Raw genomic sequence first — 12,661 nt, forward strand, 5'->3', positions numbered from 1 at the left:
GCATTTTTTCTGGCTTTTCTTCTTAGAAACCTACAAAAATAAATGGAAGGGTTGACATACCGGGCTTTTCATGAGTTAATTTGGTATGAAAGACTCTAAATTTATGGAATGAAAGGGAGTATTTTCATGAACAAGACGGATTTAATCAACGCAGTTTCAGACCAGGCTGAGCTTTCGAAAAAAGACGCTTCCAAAGCTGTAGACGCTGTATTCGACAGCATCACAGAAACTTTGAAAAAAGGCGACAAAATCCAGTTAGTTGGATTTGGAAGCTTTGAAGTACGCGAGCGTGCCGCTCGTAAAGGACGTAATCCACAAACGGGTGCAGAAATTAAGATTCCTTCCACGAAAAACCCTGCATTTCGTCCAGGCAAGCAGCTGAAAGACGCTGTAAACTAACATAAATATTTAAAAACAGCCTTTCTGATTTAGAAGGGCTGTTTTTTCTTGGAGTTCTTTAGTGTTTCTTCCAATGCGAATAAGGGAACAATTACATATCATTCTTTGAAGGAGCTTGTTTATGGATATAACAATTACCCGTCCCGCGGTTAAATGGATGAAGGAAGAACTCAACATTGAGAGCGGCGATACTGTAAGATTTTACGTTCGTTATGGCGGTTCTCCGCAGCTTTATCCCGGCTTTTCTATGGGTATCGCTCTTGATGAACCGGAGAAACCGGCAGTATCGACAGAGGAAGAAGGCCTCACTTTTTTTGTAGAGGATGCAGACAGCTGGTATTTGCGCGCGCATAACCTGCATGTCAGTTTCAGCCGAAAACACGATACGATTGTATTTGAATACAATGAAAGCGGTGACGCAGAGTAATTTCTACTCTGCGTTTTTTTTATCCTTACCTGCCACAAAAGGCCCTGATCATAAAAAAAGGGCTGCAGGCATAAATACCCGCAGCTTCAAAGGGAGAGAGAGTGATGCCTAAAGGAGAGCCTGTTATTCACGGCTTACAGGAAATGATTTGCTCCAAAATGAAAAGCCATAACGGCTGATCCATTTCGATTGTTCCTGCGAAAGGTAACAATGTAAATGTTGGAACGAAGCATCTGCCTCCTGTTATTTATTAGTGTACATAGTTGCTGCAGGGTTTTCATTATGTATGTCAGATGTTCTTCCACTCTTTTTTCCTGAAGCTTTCCTTCCGCGGTTTGATTGTTTTTTGCGAAACGTTTTACTATACTAAAAAAGCACCCTACATACGTGAAACCTTTCCATAACGAACAGGCTCACAGGTATACTACGAGGAGGACATTACCTTGTCTATGAAAAGACCTTTAACTGCAGCAGATTTAGAACGTATTCACGTTGTTGATGATGCCCGCCTTTCTTCAGACGGCGAGCGGTATGCGTTTGTACAAAAGTCTATTCAGAGTGATGCGGGCAGCTACTATTCAAATATATACACGCAGTACTTAACAGACGACGTTCCTGTTCAGTGGACGTTTGGATCTTATACAAATTTTTCGCCGCGATGGTCCCCGGACGGCTCCAGCCTTGCTTTTGTGTCTGACCGCTCAGGCCTTAACCAAATTTGGATGATGAGTACTTCAGGAGGAGAACCAAAGCAGATTACTTTTGTTAAACACGGCGCCTCCAATCCAGTATGGTCGCCGGACAGCCAAAAACTGCTGTTTGAGACGGAACAGGCCGCCGAAGAAGACATCTTCACCACGGAGGTGGACTCTTCGGCCAAGCCTTCTTCTGCTGTAAAAATCGACCGTCTCCGCTATAAATCAGACAGCCGGGGCTTTCACCATGGCAGACGCGCCCACATTGGTTTATTCCGATTCGACCGGGAAGACACTACCCTGCTTACAAACGGCAGCTACGATCACCACTCTCCTGACTGGTCTCCTGACAGTCAGTTTATCGTGTTTACGGCAAACAGAAACAGCGATGAAGACATTTCTCCAGTACAGGACCTGTATACACTCAATATTGAGACAAAAGAAATTTCCAGACTGACGGATTCTTCCGGTACGTTTACTAATGCCAGCTGGTCGCCGGACGGCTCCTGGATAGCATGCACTGGTCACGAATTGGAATATAAAAGCGCTACGATTAATCAAATCTGGCTGGTCAATCCATTAACAAAAGAACGAAAAGGAATGACGTTAAAGTGGGACGTCCAAATAGGTGACTACATGATCGGCGATATCAGAACCGGCCATACCTCTGATAAGCCAGTATGGTCGAGCGATCAGGAGCATATTTACTTTTTGGCAAGTGAGAACGGAAAAGTTGGTTTGTATCAAATGGATATGCATAATGAAATCACCGCTGTTCATGATGAGGACAACCACGTCTTTTCGTTCTCCTTTCACCCTAAAAACGAGCAGTTTGTGCTCGGCATCAGTGATCCCTCCAACCCTGGTGATTTCTACAGCCGGCGAATTGAGCATAAACGCCGTGTCCGCCTCACAGACGTAAACGCCAGCTTTTTGAAGGAGGTAGATCTTTCCCTCCCCGAAACTCTTTCCGTCCGTACAGGCGATCATTGGGATGTACACGGATGGATTATGTATCCTGTTGATTACGAAGAAGGACAGACCTTCCCGCTGATTCTGGAAATCCACGGAGGACCTCACGCTATGTACGGTCACACGTTCTTTCACGAATTTCAGCTGCTTGCCGCGGAGGGCTACGGTGTCCTGTTCAGCAATCCACGGGGAAGCCACGGCTATGGCCAGGCTTTCGCCGACGCCTGCCGCCGAGACTATGGCGGGAAGGATTTCGGGGATCTGCTCGCGATTCTGGACTATGCAGTCGACAGCTATGAGTTCGTCGACCGTAATCGGCTGGGTGTGACCGGTGGAAGCTATGGCGGCTTTATGACAAACTGGATGATCAGCCACACCGACCGCTTTAAAGCAGCCGTTACCCAGCGTTCCATTTCAAACTGGCTCAGCTTTTACGGGGTGAGTGATATCGGCTTTTTCTTTACAGACTGGGAGATCGGCGTACCGCTCCATCAGGATCCGGAAAAGCTTTGGCACCATTCTCCTCTCCGCTACGTCAAAGATATCCATACGCCTTTGCTGATCATGCACAGCGAAAACGATTACCGCTGTCCGATTGAACAGGCGGAACAATTGTTTATTAACATGAAATATTTAAACAAAACGGTCTCCTTTCTCCGTTTTCCAGGAGCCAATCATGAACTGAGCCGCTCCGGCCCTCCCGCTCTGAGGATTGAACGGCTGGTTCATATGATCGACTGGTTTAACCATTATATCGAAAAATAATATTCCAGTTTTTTGGCGCTGTGCAGCATAAAATGATCCCGCTTCAGTAGAAGCGGGATTTCATTTACGCGCCGGCCAGCGTCATCCATCTTTGTCTTCACTGCCGGAGCGCTTCTTAGTATGGTGTTTTTTTCTGTTTTCTTCTTCTTCGTATTTCATATCTGCCAGCGGAATTGGATCTTCACTGCTCGTTGGCGGCTCTTCATTTCCCGGCTTTTTATCCGGTTCCTGCTTTTTTTCTTTTTTTACTTTATTTTTAAGACGTTCTGATTCTGACATCTTGATCCCTCCTGTAATGTAGTACCTGTAAATATATATACCACATTCGAAAGAAGAAAAAACAATGATACCCCAGAAGGAGGATACTATGAACAATGCCCGGTATTGGAAAAATAGAATTCGCACCCGTTCCGCCGCTATAATGGGCGAAGAGCATATGCGAAAAGCAGCGGTAGTAGTACCCCTGCTTTCATTGCACGATGAATATCATTTAATGTTTGAGCGCAGAGCATGGTCGCTGCAGTCCCAGCCGGGAGAAATATGTTTTCCGGGCGGAAAAATCGATGCCTCTGATCCTACTCCTCTTGCTGCAGGACTTCGGGAATTCGAAGAAGAAACCGGTATCCCCTCTCAAGCGATGGATGTATGGGGAGCTTTGGACGTTGTTGTCCAGCCGTTTCAGCGAATAGTCTATCCTTATATTGGAGAAGTTGACTATGCCGGTGATTTTTCACCTAATACGTCGGAGGTGGATGAACTGTTCACCGTGCCGCTTGATTTCTTTTTAAAGAACGAACCCGAAAAGCATAATGTATACATGGGCATGCGTTTTTCAGACACGTTTCCTACTTCATTAATACCAAATGAAGAAACGTACCGGACAAACACTACAACGCTGCCCCAGTTTGTGTATCATTATCAGGATATTGTTATTTGGGGGCTGACGGCTCAAATTATCCGCCACACCGTATCTCTTCTTCGTTAACCACTTTTCCGATGGATTTATGCCTGGGCCAAAAGAGCAATAACCATGTCAGCTGACTGCTTCGAAGCATGCTTTAAAAATTCATCGTAGGACTGCTTTGCTTCTTTGCCTGCAATATCGCTGAGCGAACGGATAACTACAAATGGGCAGGAAAACCGATAGCATACCTGGGCAATTGCCCCTGCTTCCATTTCCGCACACTGAGGTTCGTCAAAATGAGCTTTTAAGGCGTCCACCTGCTCCGTCTTACTCATAAACGAATCTCCGGACAAAATCAGCCCCGTCCGCGTATTCAAGTCCACCTGCAAAGCGGCGGCTTCTGCTTTCTCTATCCATTCACGGCTTGCAGGATAAGCTGCCGGCATATTTGGCACCTGCCCGAATTCATATCCGAACACTGTCGCATCCACGTCGTTATAACGCACCTCTGTGGATATCACCACATCGCCAACAGAAAGGTCCGGGTTGAATCCTCCGGCTGAGCCTGTGTTAATTACAGCTTCGGGCTTGTACAGCCCGATTAAAAGCGAGGTGGCGATAGCGGCATTCACTTTTCCAATACCCGACTGCAAAAGAATTACCTCATGGCCATTTAAGCGCCCAAAAGAAAAAAAGCAGCCGCCGGTTTCTTTTTCTTCTATATCTACCATTAAGCTTTTTAAATATTCAACTTCTTCTTCCATTGCTCCAATAATGCCTAAACGCATTGGCGGACCCACCTTTATCATTTACAATTATTATTACTGGTAAAACTACCCTGTACATTATAACGCAAAGGAGAATACATATGTCCTTAAACCTGCAAACAATCCGGGACAAGGTCGAATTTTTTGAATCGTCGTCCCTTGAACAGCTTGAAGCAGATATTCAAAAAAAGATCGAACAAAACGAAGCTCTGATGCTCGGGGTTCATCACGTGCAGCACCATGTGCACACCCGTTCAGAGAACGGGCGTTCAATTTACACCGCTGTCGTTCATTTCCGCGCTGTCCCCACCCCTTAATTTCATCAGAATAATATAAAGAAAAACCGGCCTCCCCAAGGAAAGCCGGTTTTTCTTTAGTTGTACGGGTTACTGTCAAGACGCTCTACGCTTGTTGGTTTCCAGCCTTCGCCGTCCACCCATTCCATGCGTACTTCGTATGGGTTTTCACTGCTGGCGTCCTCACTGATAACCGCTCTTGCCGTATCCTGCGATCCTCCGTTTTCGAGTCTCCAGAGCACTGTGCTGTTACCTTCTGTCGATCTAAGCCCAGTGGCTGCTTCTACAGCGTTCTCCATTTCTTCCCAGTTCTGACCGCCTTGCGTAAAGTCAGCCTGAAAGCTTTCCTGTTCAGTGCCCACCGGTTCGTATTCTCCGTCTTCCTGAGTCGTTTCCGTATCAGCACTGTCACTGCCTTCCGAGTCGGAAGTACTGCTGTTCTCTTCTTCTGACGAGTCTTCACTGGTCGTGCTTTCCTCAGAGGAGTCATTTTCGGCTTCATCGTTTGAAAAAGCAGCCGGATCTTCTTCTGTAGAAGAATCGGACTCAGAGGAAGAATCAGATTCAGAGGTTTCTTCTGCTTCTTCTGAAGTTTCTTCTTCTGTACCTTCTTCATCTGCATTGTTTTCCGGGGTTTCTTCTGTAGAAGAAGTGTCCGGGTTGTCCTCCGGTCCGCTTTCATTCTGCTCTTCTTCGGTATTAGTTGAATCTGCCATCTCTTCCCCGTTATCTTCAGCCTGTTCATTATTATTGTTAAAAAACAATAACAGAATCCCAAAGAACAGAATGAGGACTGCTACAATACCAATAGCAGCATTTAAAACATTATTCATCCGCTTTTTTCTTTTCTTTTGAAAGCGCGAGCCGGAGTCGTCGTTATAATTGTTGTTCGACATCTTATGAGTCACCTGCCCCTATCATATGTATTGCTTTTGTAGTACAAAAACACGCCCTGCAGAGAGAACGTAACATGTCTTATCATAAAGGAAATATTTTCGGAAAACGAGGGAATATAGACCTATGATTTACATCCTCAAAGCAGGGCGCTGTGCTTAAATTTTCATTGCTGCCGAACGGCTTTTAGGCGATTTCAATAATCTCGACTTCAATGTCCCCGCCCGGTGTCGAAACCGTCACCTGTTCACCAATCTGGCGTCCGAGCAGACTTTGGGCCATTGGGGAATCGTTGGAAATTTTTCCTTCCAGCGGATCAGATTCTGCACTTCCAACAATCGTATAGCTTTCTTCATCGCCGTTTGGCAGTTCTTTAAACCGTACTGATTTTCCGAGCGACACTACGGAGTTATTACCTGTGTCTTCTTCAATGATAGCAGCATTTTTGAGCATCTGCTCAATCTGGCTTACGCGTCCTTCTACAAAGGCCTGCTCATCTTTGGCAGCATCATACTCCGAGTTTTCGGACAAATCGCCAAAGCTTCTTGCAATTTTTATGCGCTCTACGACTTCCTGGCGCCGCTCCGTTTTTAAATATTCCAGTTCCTCTTCAAGCTTCTTTCTGCCTTCTTCTGTCATAAAATGCTGTTTTTCTTCTGGCATATTTTCACTCCTCTATTCAGTATAAAAATGTATCATATTTCGGCTTATTTTTATAGTATTTTACGTTATACTACCGGCTGCTTCCGGAAGCAGAACACTTACTGCCACGCCGTCACCGACAGAGAAAATATTGGTGTGAAAGTCTTTTCTTTCCACCAGCCAGCGGTTGTACGCCCGAATTTTTTGCACCATCGGCTGTAATCGTTCAGGTATATCTGCTTTCGGGTCAGCGACCAAACCGCGGAATAAAACGTTATCACTAATAATAAGCCCTCCTGGAGCCAGCAGCTGCTCGCACAATTGAAAATACCGCTGGTACTGGCCTTTGGAAGCGTCTATAAATACCGCATCAAACGTCGTTTTTTCTGAAAATTCTTCCTGCAGGTTTAAAGCATCACCAAGAACAAACGTAGTCTGCTCCTGCCAGGGGCTTTTAGCCCGGTAATAAGCTGCACGCCTGTAGCGTTCTTCGTCTTTTTCCACCGATACTATGGACGTTTCGGGAAGGGCAGCTGCCATTCGCAAAGCAGAATAACCAATCGCCGTGCCAATCTCGAGAACCGATGCCGGTCTTTTTAACTGAAGAAGTTCGATCATAAACTGCAGGGCCTCTTCATCCATAACCGGCACACGGTCGCGTTCCGCTTCTTCAATCATTTCTTCAAACCACGTCGGCGGCCCGATACCCAACTCTTTCCGGTACTCATAAAAGTGGTTGTTTATGTCCGGCATTTTTTCGCCCGCTTTCTTAGCTATTGATTCTCCCATTCGCTTTCATACTTTCTCTGGGTGCGTGTATGCTGCTCGTACGTTTCATTGTAAATAACTTCTCCGTTCGGGCGGGCATAAAAATATAACGCCTCCGTATTTTCAGGATTCAAAGCTGCCTCGATCGACTGTATACCCGGGCTTGCAATTGGCCCAGGCGGCAGGCCCCGGTTTCGGTAGGTATTGTACGGCGAAGTCACCTGCAAGTCATTGAAGGAAGTACGAAGCCTGTGTTCACCGAGCGCATATGCCACCGTAGGATCCATCTCAAGACGCATATTTTTCCCAAGCCGGTTTTCGATCACTCCGGCAATCGGAGCCCGGTCCTCTGCCCGTCCCGCCTCCCGTTCTATAATAGAAGCAATGGTCCATATTTCACGGGCAGTCCATGGGCTGTTAGTGATTTGATTCGAAAATTCTACCATAGTTTCGTTTGTTCGTTCAATCATATCCTTCACTACTGCTTCGGTACCCGGGGAGTCACCATAATATTCATACGTCTGTGGGGATAAATAACCTTCCAGTGTGTAGCGCACGCCATTTTCATTATTTGACTCCCTGATAAATGAATAAGATTCACTTAGGGAACGAATGAACGCCTCATCGGTGACGGTTTCCATAAACTTTTCTTCTGAAAAATCAGCATTCTTCGCACTGATTCGTGCTATCTGCTCCAGAGACCGGCCTTCCGGAATAGTGATGGAAACTACCGGTTCCTGTGCCTGCTGCCCGGCTTCAAGTGTACGGGCAATTTCTACGGCACTCATCGAAGCAGATAGCCGGTATGTACCGGCTTTCAGGCTGTCCGGCCGTAAGTAACTGTAGTATTGAAACACAACAGAGTTTCTGATCAGCTGCTGCTTTTCCAAATACTCAGCCGCAGCTTCCGTGGAGGCGCCCTGTTCAATAACGACGGTTTGTTTTTCCCCGTCATTTTCCGCTGCCGGAAAAAGCATGTACAGCACATATATGAGAGCCGAAGCGGCACTCATCAAAAATATTGCCCCCAGGAAATAAAGTGCCGCCTTTCCTTTTTTCTTTTTAGAAGTGCGGCGCCCGGCATATGAATATATGAGCGTTTTCATGAATGGATGTTCTCCTCTTAACTGCCTCACTTAGCTGCAGGGCAGATATAATGATAAAGAAAAACACCGGAAGAAGATCCGGTGTGCTTCCTTTACGGTTAGAACAGGTTCTACTCCATCTCGTTAGCACTGTAAGTGTTCACCATTTCTTCGACCATTTCCCATTCTTCGTCAGATTCGATTGGGAAAAGGTTTATATCCGACTCGTCCCCTTCGCCTTCTTCCTCATAGCGGAAAGCAAAAACCTCTACTTCGTCATTGTCAGCTTCACTTGATGGAACCACTACAATGTAGGACTGCTCACTCTCATCTGCGTCGAATGTAAACAGGATGTCAAATAAATGTTCATTGCCATCCTCATCGGGTATGACAATTCTTTCTTTTTCTTCTTCTTCAGCCATTTTATTTCACCTCTTTGCTATAAGTTTGATTGATGGTCCAAATAACTCTGCAAAATCATCACAGCTGCCATTTTATCTACGACTTTTTTGCGCTTTTTTCTGCTGACATCTGCTTGTAACAGTGTGCGTTCTGCCGCCTTCGTTGTCAATCGCTCATCATACAAGGCTACAGGCAGTGAGGAAAATTCTTCAAGATTCTCTGCGAATGCCTGACATTCCTTCCCCCTGCCCCCAATCGTTCCGTCCATATTTTTAGGAAGGCCGACTACAAGCTGCTCGATTTCATTTTCTTTAACCAGCTCAAGAATACGCGGAAAAGCTTCGTCCGGCTCTGTCGTTTTTAAATGAATCGTTTCTACACCCTGGGCTGTCCAGCCCAGCGCGTCGGAGATGGCAATCCCGATTCTTTTCTTTCCGACATCGATACCAAGCGCTCTTTTCACGAGGATGATTGGTGATCCTTCAAATAGTGTCGAATTAATTCTTCAATTAATTCATCCCGCTCGAGCTGGCGGATGATCGTTCTTGCTTCTTTATGACGGGGGATATAGGCCGGATCGCCTGAAAGCAAATATCCCACGATTTGGTTGATTGGATTATACCCTTTTTCCTCAAGCGCTTCATACACGCTGAGCAGAACTTCTTCGGCCTTCGGGTCGGAAGAATCTTCTTCTCGGTTAAAACGTACGGTCCGGTCGTTCGTATCCAATTCCTCCACCTCCTCGGATGACTTTTCACGAAAGATCATTTCATAAAAAGCAGAAGGGAGGAGAAGCTCCCTTCCTATACTGTGGTAATTAATACGATTACTGTATAGACGATTATATTGTACATGAGATAGGGGTGTTTAGGAAAGGGTTAAGATAAAGTTCTTCGCTTCTTCTAACGCTTCCCCAAGCTTCTCAGGCTGTTTCCCTCCTGCCTGAGCCATATCCGGGCGGCCGCCTCCGCCGCCTCCGCATACTTCCGCTGCTTTTTTCACAATATCTCCTGCTTTGTACCGTTCAGTAAGATCTTTCGTTACTCCGGCAATAAGCTGTACTTTTTCCCCTTCCGACGTTCCAAGCACGACAATACCGCTTCCAAGCTTCTGTTTGAGTTCATCCACCGTCTGCCGCAGTGTATCTTTATCTGCTCCTGGAAGTTCTTTGGCAATCACCGGAATACCGTTTATTTCTTCTGCCGCGTCTGCAAGATCCCCGGCCTCAAGATTACTCAGCTTCTGCGACAGCGATTCATTTTCCTTTTGAAGGCTTCTAATCTGCTCCTGCAAAGCTTCTGCACGCTGCGGAATATCTTCGATGGCACGGGCCCGGATGATGCTGCCTGTTTCTTCAAGCAGCTGCATTCTGCTTTCAAAGTATTCATACGCATACTGGCCGGTAACAGCTTCGATGCGGCGGGTACCGGCGCCAATTCCGGATTCTCCTGTAATCTTGAACACCCCGACTTCGGAGGTGCTGCCGACATGGCAGCCGCCGCACAGTTCAACGCTGTAGTCGCCGATCTGTACTACGCGAACTCTTTCCCCGTATTTTTCACCAAATAATGCAGTGGCCCCCATCTGCTTCGCTTCATTGATTCCTTTTTCTTCAATCAGCACCGACACGTTGGACCACACTTTTTCGTTTACAAGGTGCTCGATCCGCTTTATTTCCTCCTCGGTGACCTGTCCGAAATGGGAAAAGTCAAAACGGAGGCGGTTATCTGTCACAATCGACCCTGCCTGATTGACATGCTCACCCAGCACATCTTTAAGAGCCTGATGCAGCAGGTGGGTCGCCGTATGGTTTTTAATAATACTTCTTCTCGTATTTTCTTCGATGGACGCTCTTACATGCATTCCCTTGCGAAGCGAGCCTTTTTCAATTCGTGCCGTATGAAGATGCTGGCCGTTCGGAGCTTTCTGGACATCTTCCACTACCGCTTCCATTCCTGCGGCTTCATTTACGATCGTGCCGCGGTCTGCCACCTGGCCGCCGCTTTCCGCATAAAACGGGGTTTTTTCCAGGATAAACTGCACCTGTTCTCCGGCGCCGACCGTATCCACGAGTTCTTTATTGTGAATCAGCGTCTGAACGCTTGTTTCCACGTCAAAATGCTCGTAGCCGACAAATGTGCTCTCTGTGTCGATATCTGTCAGAAGTGACTCCTGAGTCTGCATCGAACCGCTGTCTTTTCTCGCCGCACGGGCCCGGCTCCGCTGGGCCTCCATTTCCACTTCGAATTCTTCATTGTCTACCGCGAATCCTTCGTCTACTACGTATTCTGCCGTTAAATCAGGCGGGAAGCCGTACGTATCATACAGGCGGAAAACATCTTTACCGGAAATCACTGTTTCACCTTTATTACGGGCTTTTTCTGTTACCTGCCTCAGCATTTTCAGCCCGTCGGTCAGCGTTTCATGAAAACGTTCTTCTTCGGTTTTTACCACACGTTCAATAAAGGACTGCTTTTCGCGGACTTCTGGATAATAGTCTTCCATAATTTCGCCCACGACACCTATCAGTCTGTGCATGAACGGCTCCTCCTGACCGAGCCAGCCGGCATAGCGTACCGCACGGCGGAGCAGACGGCGCAGAATGTATCCGCGTCCTTCATTGGACGGGAGGGCCCCATCCCCGATGGAGAAACTGACAGTCCGGACGTGATCGGCAATCAGACGAAAAGCAATGTCCTGCTCTTCATTTTCCCCGTACGTTCTTCCGGATACTTCTTCTACCTTTCGGATTATCGGCCGGAAAAGATCGGTGTCAAAATTGGTCGGCACGTCCTGAACGAGGGTGACTAGCCGTTCAAGCCCCATGCCAGTATCAATGTTTTTCTTTGGAAGAGGGGTGTACGTATCATCAGCGTTATGATTAAACTGGGAAAATACGAGATTCCATACCTCTAAATAACGCTCATTTTCTCCTCCCGGATACATCTCAGGATCCCGGGGATCATCTCCCCAGCTGTCTCCACGGTCATAAAAGATTTCCGTATTTGGCCCGCTCGGTCCCTGGCCGATATCCCAAAAGTTTTCTTCGAGACGGATAACCCGTTCTTCTGGAAGGCCGATAATTTCTCTCCAGTACTGGTATGCTTCGTCATCCTCCGGATGAACGGTAACCGACAGCCTATTTTCATCAAAGCCTATCCAGCGCTCTGACGTTAAAAATTCCCATGCCCATTCGATAGCTTCTTTTTTAAAATAGTCGCCAATCGAGAAATTTCCGAGCATTTCAAAAAATGTGTGATGGCGCGTCGTTCTTCCAACGTTTTCAATATCGTTGGTCCGGATGGACTTTTGCGCATTCGCAAGTCTCGGATTTTCAGGAATCACCCGTCCATCAAAGTATTTTTTCATCGTAGCTACCCCGCTGTTGATCCATAAAAGCGTCGGATCCTCATGCGGAACGAGCGAGGCGCTCGGCTCAATTGTATGTCCTTTTTCCTCAAAAAAGTTTAAAAAGCGCCGCCGGACTTCAGTAGATGTTAATGCTGGCATTATTGATCAGCCTCCCGTGAGTTTTCATTTCGTTTAAATCTCAATAAAAAAACCCGCCCCTGAAAACAGGGACGAGTGTACTCGCGTTACCACCCTGGTTGCCGCATAAAAAAACACGGCCAACTCAGCATCCGT

General features: G+C 46.7%; 15 protein-coding genes and 1 other annotated feature (1 of these 16 only partly in view). Of the genes, 5 read left to right on the forward strand and 10 right to left on the reverse strand.

Annotated elements, in window-relative coordinates; all coding sequences use genetic code 11:
* Positions 1 to 126: 126 nt before the first annotated feature.
* The 3 genes from ACTRXF_RS12150 to ACTRXF_RS12160 all read left to right on the forward strand — a co-directional run bounded on the left by ACTRXF_RS12150 (position 127) and on the right by ACTRXF_RS12160 (position 3,258).
* The gene (locus ACTRXF_RS12150; protein ID WP_022793829.1) at positions 127 to 399 is read left to right on the forward strand and encodes an HU family DNA-binding protein; all 273 of its coding nucleotides are present in this window, start codon (positions 127 to 129) and stop codon (positions 397 to 399) included.
* Between the two features lie 121 nt (positions 400 to 520).
* Positions 521 to 826 (forward strand): HesB/YadR/YfhF family protein, encoded by a 306-nt coding sequence (locus tag ACTRXF_RS12155; protein ID WP_474261750.1) that lies wholly within the window; start codon positions 521 to 523, stop codon positions 824 to 826.
* Between the two features lie 449 nt (positions 827 to 1,275).
* Positions 1,276 to 3,258, forward strand: coding sequence for a S9 family peptidase (locus ACTRXF_RS12160; RefSeq protein ID WP_474279336.1), 1,983 nt, complete (start codon positions 1,276 to 1,278; stop codon positions 3,256 to 3,258).
* Between the two features lie 81 nt (positions 3,259 to 3,339).
* On the opposite strand, the gene ACTRXF_RS12165 is transcribed toward ACTRXF_RS12160, so the two are convergent.
* Positions 3,340 to 3,537 carry a hypothetical protein gene (locus ACTRXF_RS12165; RefSeq protein WP_462869288.1) on the reverse strand — a complete coding sequence of 66 codons (198 nt, stop codon included), beginning with the start codon at positions 3,535 to 3,537 and terminating at the stop codon, positions 3,340 to 3,342.
* Between the two features lie 88 nt (positions 3,538 to 3,625).
* Here ACTRXF_RS12165 and ACTRXF_RS12170 point away from each other — a divergent pair, with 88 nt between their 5' ends.
* Positions 3,626 to 4,243, forward strand: coding sequence for an NUDIX hydrolase (locus ACTRXF_RS12170; RefSeq protein ID WP_474279257.1), 618 nt, complete (start codon positions 3,626 to 3,628; stop codon positions 4,241 to 4,243).
* A gap of 17 nt (positions 4,244 to 4,260) precedes the next feature.
* On the opposite strand, the gene mtnN is transcribed toward ACTRXF_RS12170, so the two are convergent.
* Entirely contained in the window at positions 4,261 to 4,950 is a 690-nt protein-coding gene (mtnN, locus tag ACTRXF_RS12175) for a 5'-methylthioadenosine/S-adenosylhomocysteine nucleosidase (RefSeq protein WP_474279259.1), read from the reverse strand.
* 80 nt (positions 4,951 to 5,030) lie between these two features.
* On the opposite strand from mtnN, the gene ACTRXF_RS12180 reads away from it, so the two are divergent.
* Positions 5,031 to 5,246: a DUF2536 family protein gene (locus tag ACTRXF_RS12180; RefSeq protein ID WP_322525725.1), complete on the forward strand. Its 216-nt coding sequence runs from the start codon at positions 5,031 to 5,033 to the stop codon at positions 5,244 to 5,246.
* Positions 5,247 to 5,302: 56 nt separating this feature from the next.
* On the opposite strand, the gene ACTRXF_RS12185 is transcribed toward ACTRXF_RS12180, so the two are convergent.
* The 8 genes from ACTRXF_RS12185 to alaS form a co-directional block, all read right to left on the reverse strand.
* Positions 5,303 to 6,121 carry a YrrS family protein gene (locus ACTRXF_RS12185; protein ID WP_474261747.1) on the reverse strand — a complete coding sequence of 273 codons (819 nt, stop codon included), beginning with the start codon at positions 6,119 to 6,121 and terminating at the stop codon, positions 5,303 to 5,305.
* 184 nt (positions 6,122 to 6,305) lie between these two features.
* Complete coding sequence (gene greA, locus ACTRXF_RS12190; RefSeq protein WP_474261746.1) at positions 6,306 to 6,782, reverse strand: transcription elongation factor GreA; 477 nt, start codon at positions 6,780 to 6,782, stop codon at positions 6,306 to 6,308.
* Between the two features lie 60 nt (positions 6,783 to 6,842).
* A complete protein-coding gene (locus ACTRXF_RS12195) occupies positions 6,843 to 7,550 on the reverse strand; it encodes an O-methyltransferase (RefSeq protein WP_474279261.1) in 708 nt (235 codons plus the stop codon).
* Positions 7,535 to 8,635 (reverse strand): endolytic transglycosylase MltG, encoded by a 1,101-nt coding sequence (gene mltG / locus ACTRXF_RS12200; RefSeq protein WP_474261744.1) that lies wholly within the window; start codon positions 8,633 to 8,635, stop codon positions 7,535 to 7,537. The genes ACTRXF_RS12195 and mltG overlap by 16 nt, the downstream gene beginning before the upstream one ends.
* Positions 8,636 to 8,745: 110 nt before the next feature.
* Positions 8,746 to 9,036: a DUF1292 domain-containing protein gene (locus ACTRXF_RS12205; protein WP_091611995.1), complete on the reverse strand. Its 291-nt coding sequence runs from the start codon at positions 9,034 to 9,036 to the stop codon at positions 8,746 to 8,748.
* Positions 9,037 to 9,053: 17 nt separating this feature from the next.
* Entirely contained in the window at positions 9,054 to 9,479 is a 426-nt protein-coding gene (ruvX, locus tag ACTRXF_RS12210) for a Holliday junction resolvase RuvX (protein WP_474261743.1), read from the reverse strand.
* Positions 9,476 to 9,745, reverse strand: a complete 270-nt coding sequence (locus ACTRXF_RS12215; RefSeq protein ID WP_322525937.1) for an IreB family regulatory phosphoprotein — start codon at positions 9,743 to 9,745, stop codon at positions 9,476 to 9,478. Before ACTRXF_RS12215 ends, ruvX begins: the two co-directional genes overlap by 4 nt.
* A gap of 138 nt (positions 9,746 to 9,883) precedes the next feature.
* Positions 9,884 to 12,526, reverse strand: a complete 2,643-nt coding sequence (alaS, locus tag ACTRXF_RS12220; protein WP_474261741.1) for an alanine--tRNA ligase — start codon at positions 12,524 to 12,526, stop codon at positions 9,884 to 9,886.
* A 64-nt stretch (positions 12,527 to 12,590) separates the two neighbouring features.
* Positions 12,591 to 12,661: a binding site (T-box leader), on the reverse strand; it runs 134 nt beyond the window's last position.

The sequence above is a fragment of the Marinococcus sp. LNHM3E3-2.2 genome (genome assembly GCF_056034385.1).

Bases quoted from the DNA above. Each gene is read 5' to 3' on its own strand.
- ACTRXF_RS12150 (WP_022793829.1), top strand. From the start codon at position 127: ATGAACAAGACGGATTTAATCAACGCAGTTTCAGACCAGGCTGAGCTT.
- ACTRXF_RS12155 (WP_474261750.1), top strand. From the start codon at position 521: ATGGATATAACAATTACCCGTCCCGCGGTTAAATGGATGAAGGAAGAA.
- ACTRXF_RS12160 (WP_474279336.1), top strand. From the start codon at position 1,276: ATGAAAAGACCTTTAACTGCAGCAGATTTAGAACGTATTCACGTTGTT.
- ACTRXF_RS12165 (WP_462869288.1), bottom strand. From the start codon at position 3,537: ATGTCAGAATCAGAACGTCTTAAAAATAAAGTAAAAAAAGAAAAAAAG.
- ACTRXF_RS12170 (WP_474279257.1), top strand. From the start codon at position 3,626: ATGAACAATGCCCGGTATTGGAAAAATAGAATTCGCACCCGTTCCGCC.
- mtnN (WP_474279259.1), bottom strand. From the start codon at position 4,950: ATGCGTTTAGGCATTATTGGAGCAATGGAAGAAGAAGTTGAATATTTA.
- ACTRXF_RS12180 (WP_322525725.1), top strand. From the start codon at position 5,031: ATGTCCTTAAACCTGCAAACAATCCGGGACAAGGTCGAATTTTTTGAA.
- ACTRXF_RS12185 (WP_474261747.1), bottom strand. From the start codon at position 6,121: ATGTCGAACAACAATTATAACGACGACTCCGGCTCGCGCTTTCAAAAG.
- greA (WP_474261746.1), bottom strand. From the start codon at position 6,782: ATGCCAGAAGAAAAACAGCATTTTATGACAGAAGAAGGCAGAAAGAAG.
- ACTRXF_RS12195 (WP_474279261.1), bottom strand. From the start codon at position 7,550: ATGGGAGAATCAATAGCTAAGAAAGCGGGCGAAAAAATGCCGGACATA.
- mltG (WP_474261744.1), bottom strand. From the start codon at position 8,635: ATGAAAACGCTCATATATTCATATGCCGGGCGCCGCACTTCTAAAAAG.
- ACTRXF_RS12205 (WP_091611995.1), bottom strand. From the start codon at position 9,036: ATGGCTGAAGAAGAAGAAAAAGAAAGAATTGTCATACCCGATGAGGAT.
- alaS (WP_474261741.1), bottom strand. From the start codon at position 12,526: ATGCCAGCATTAACATCTACTGAAGTCCGGCGGCGCTTTTTAAACTTT.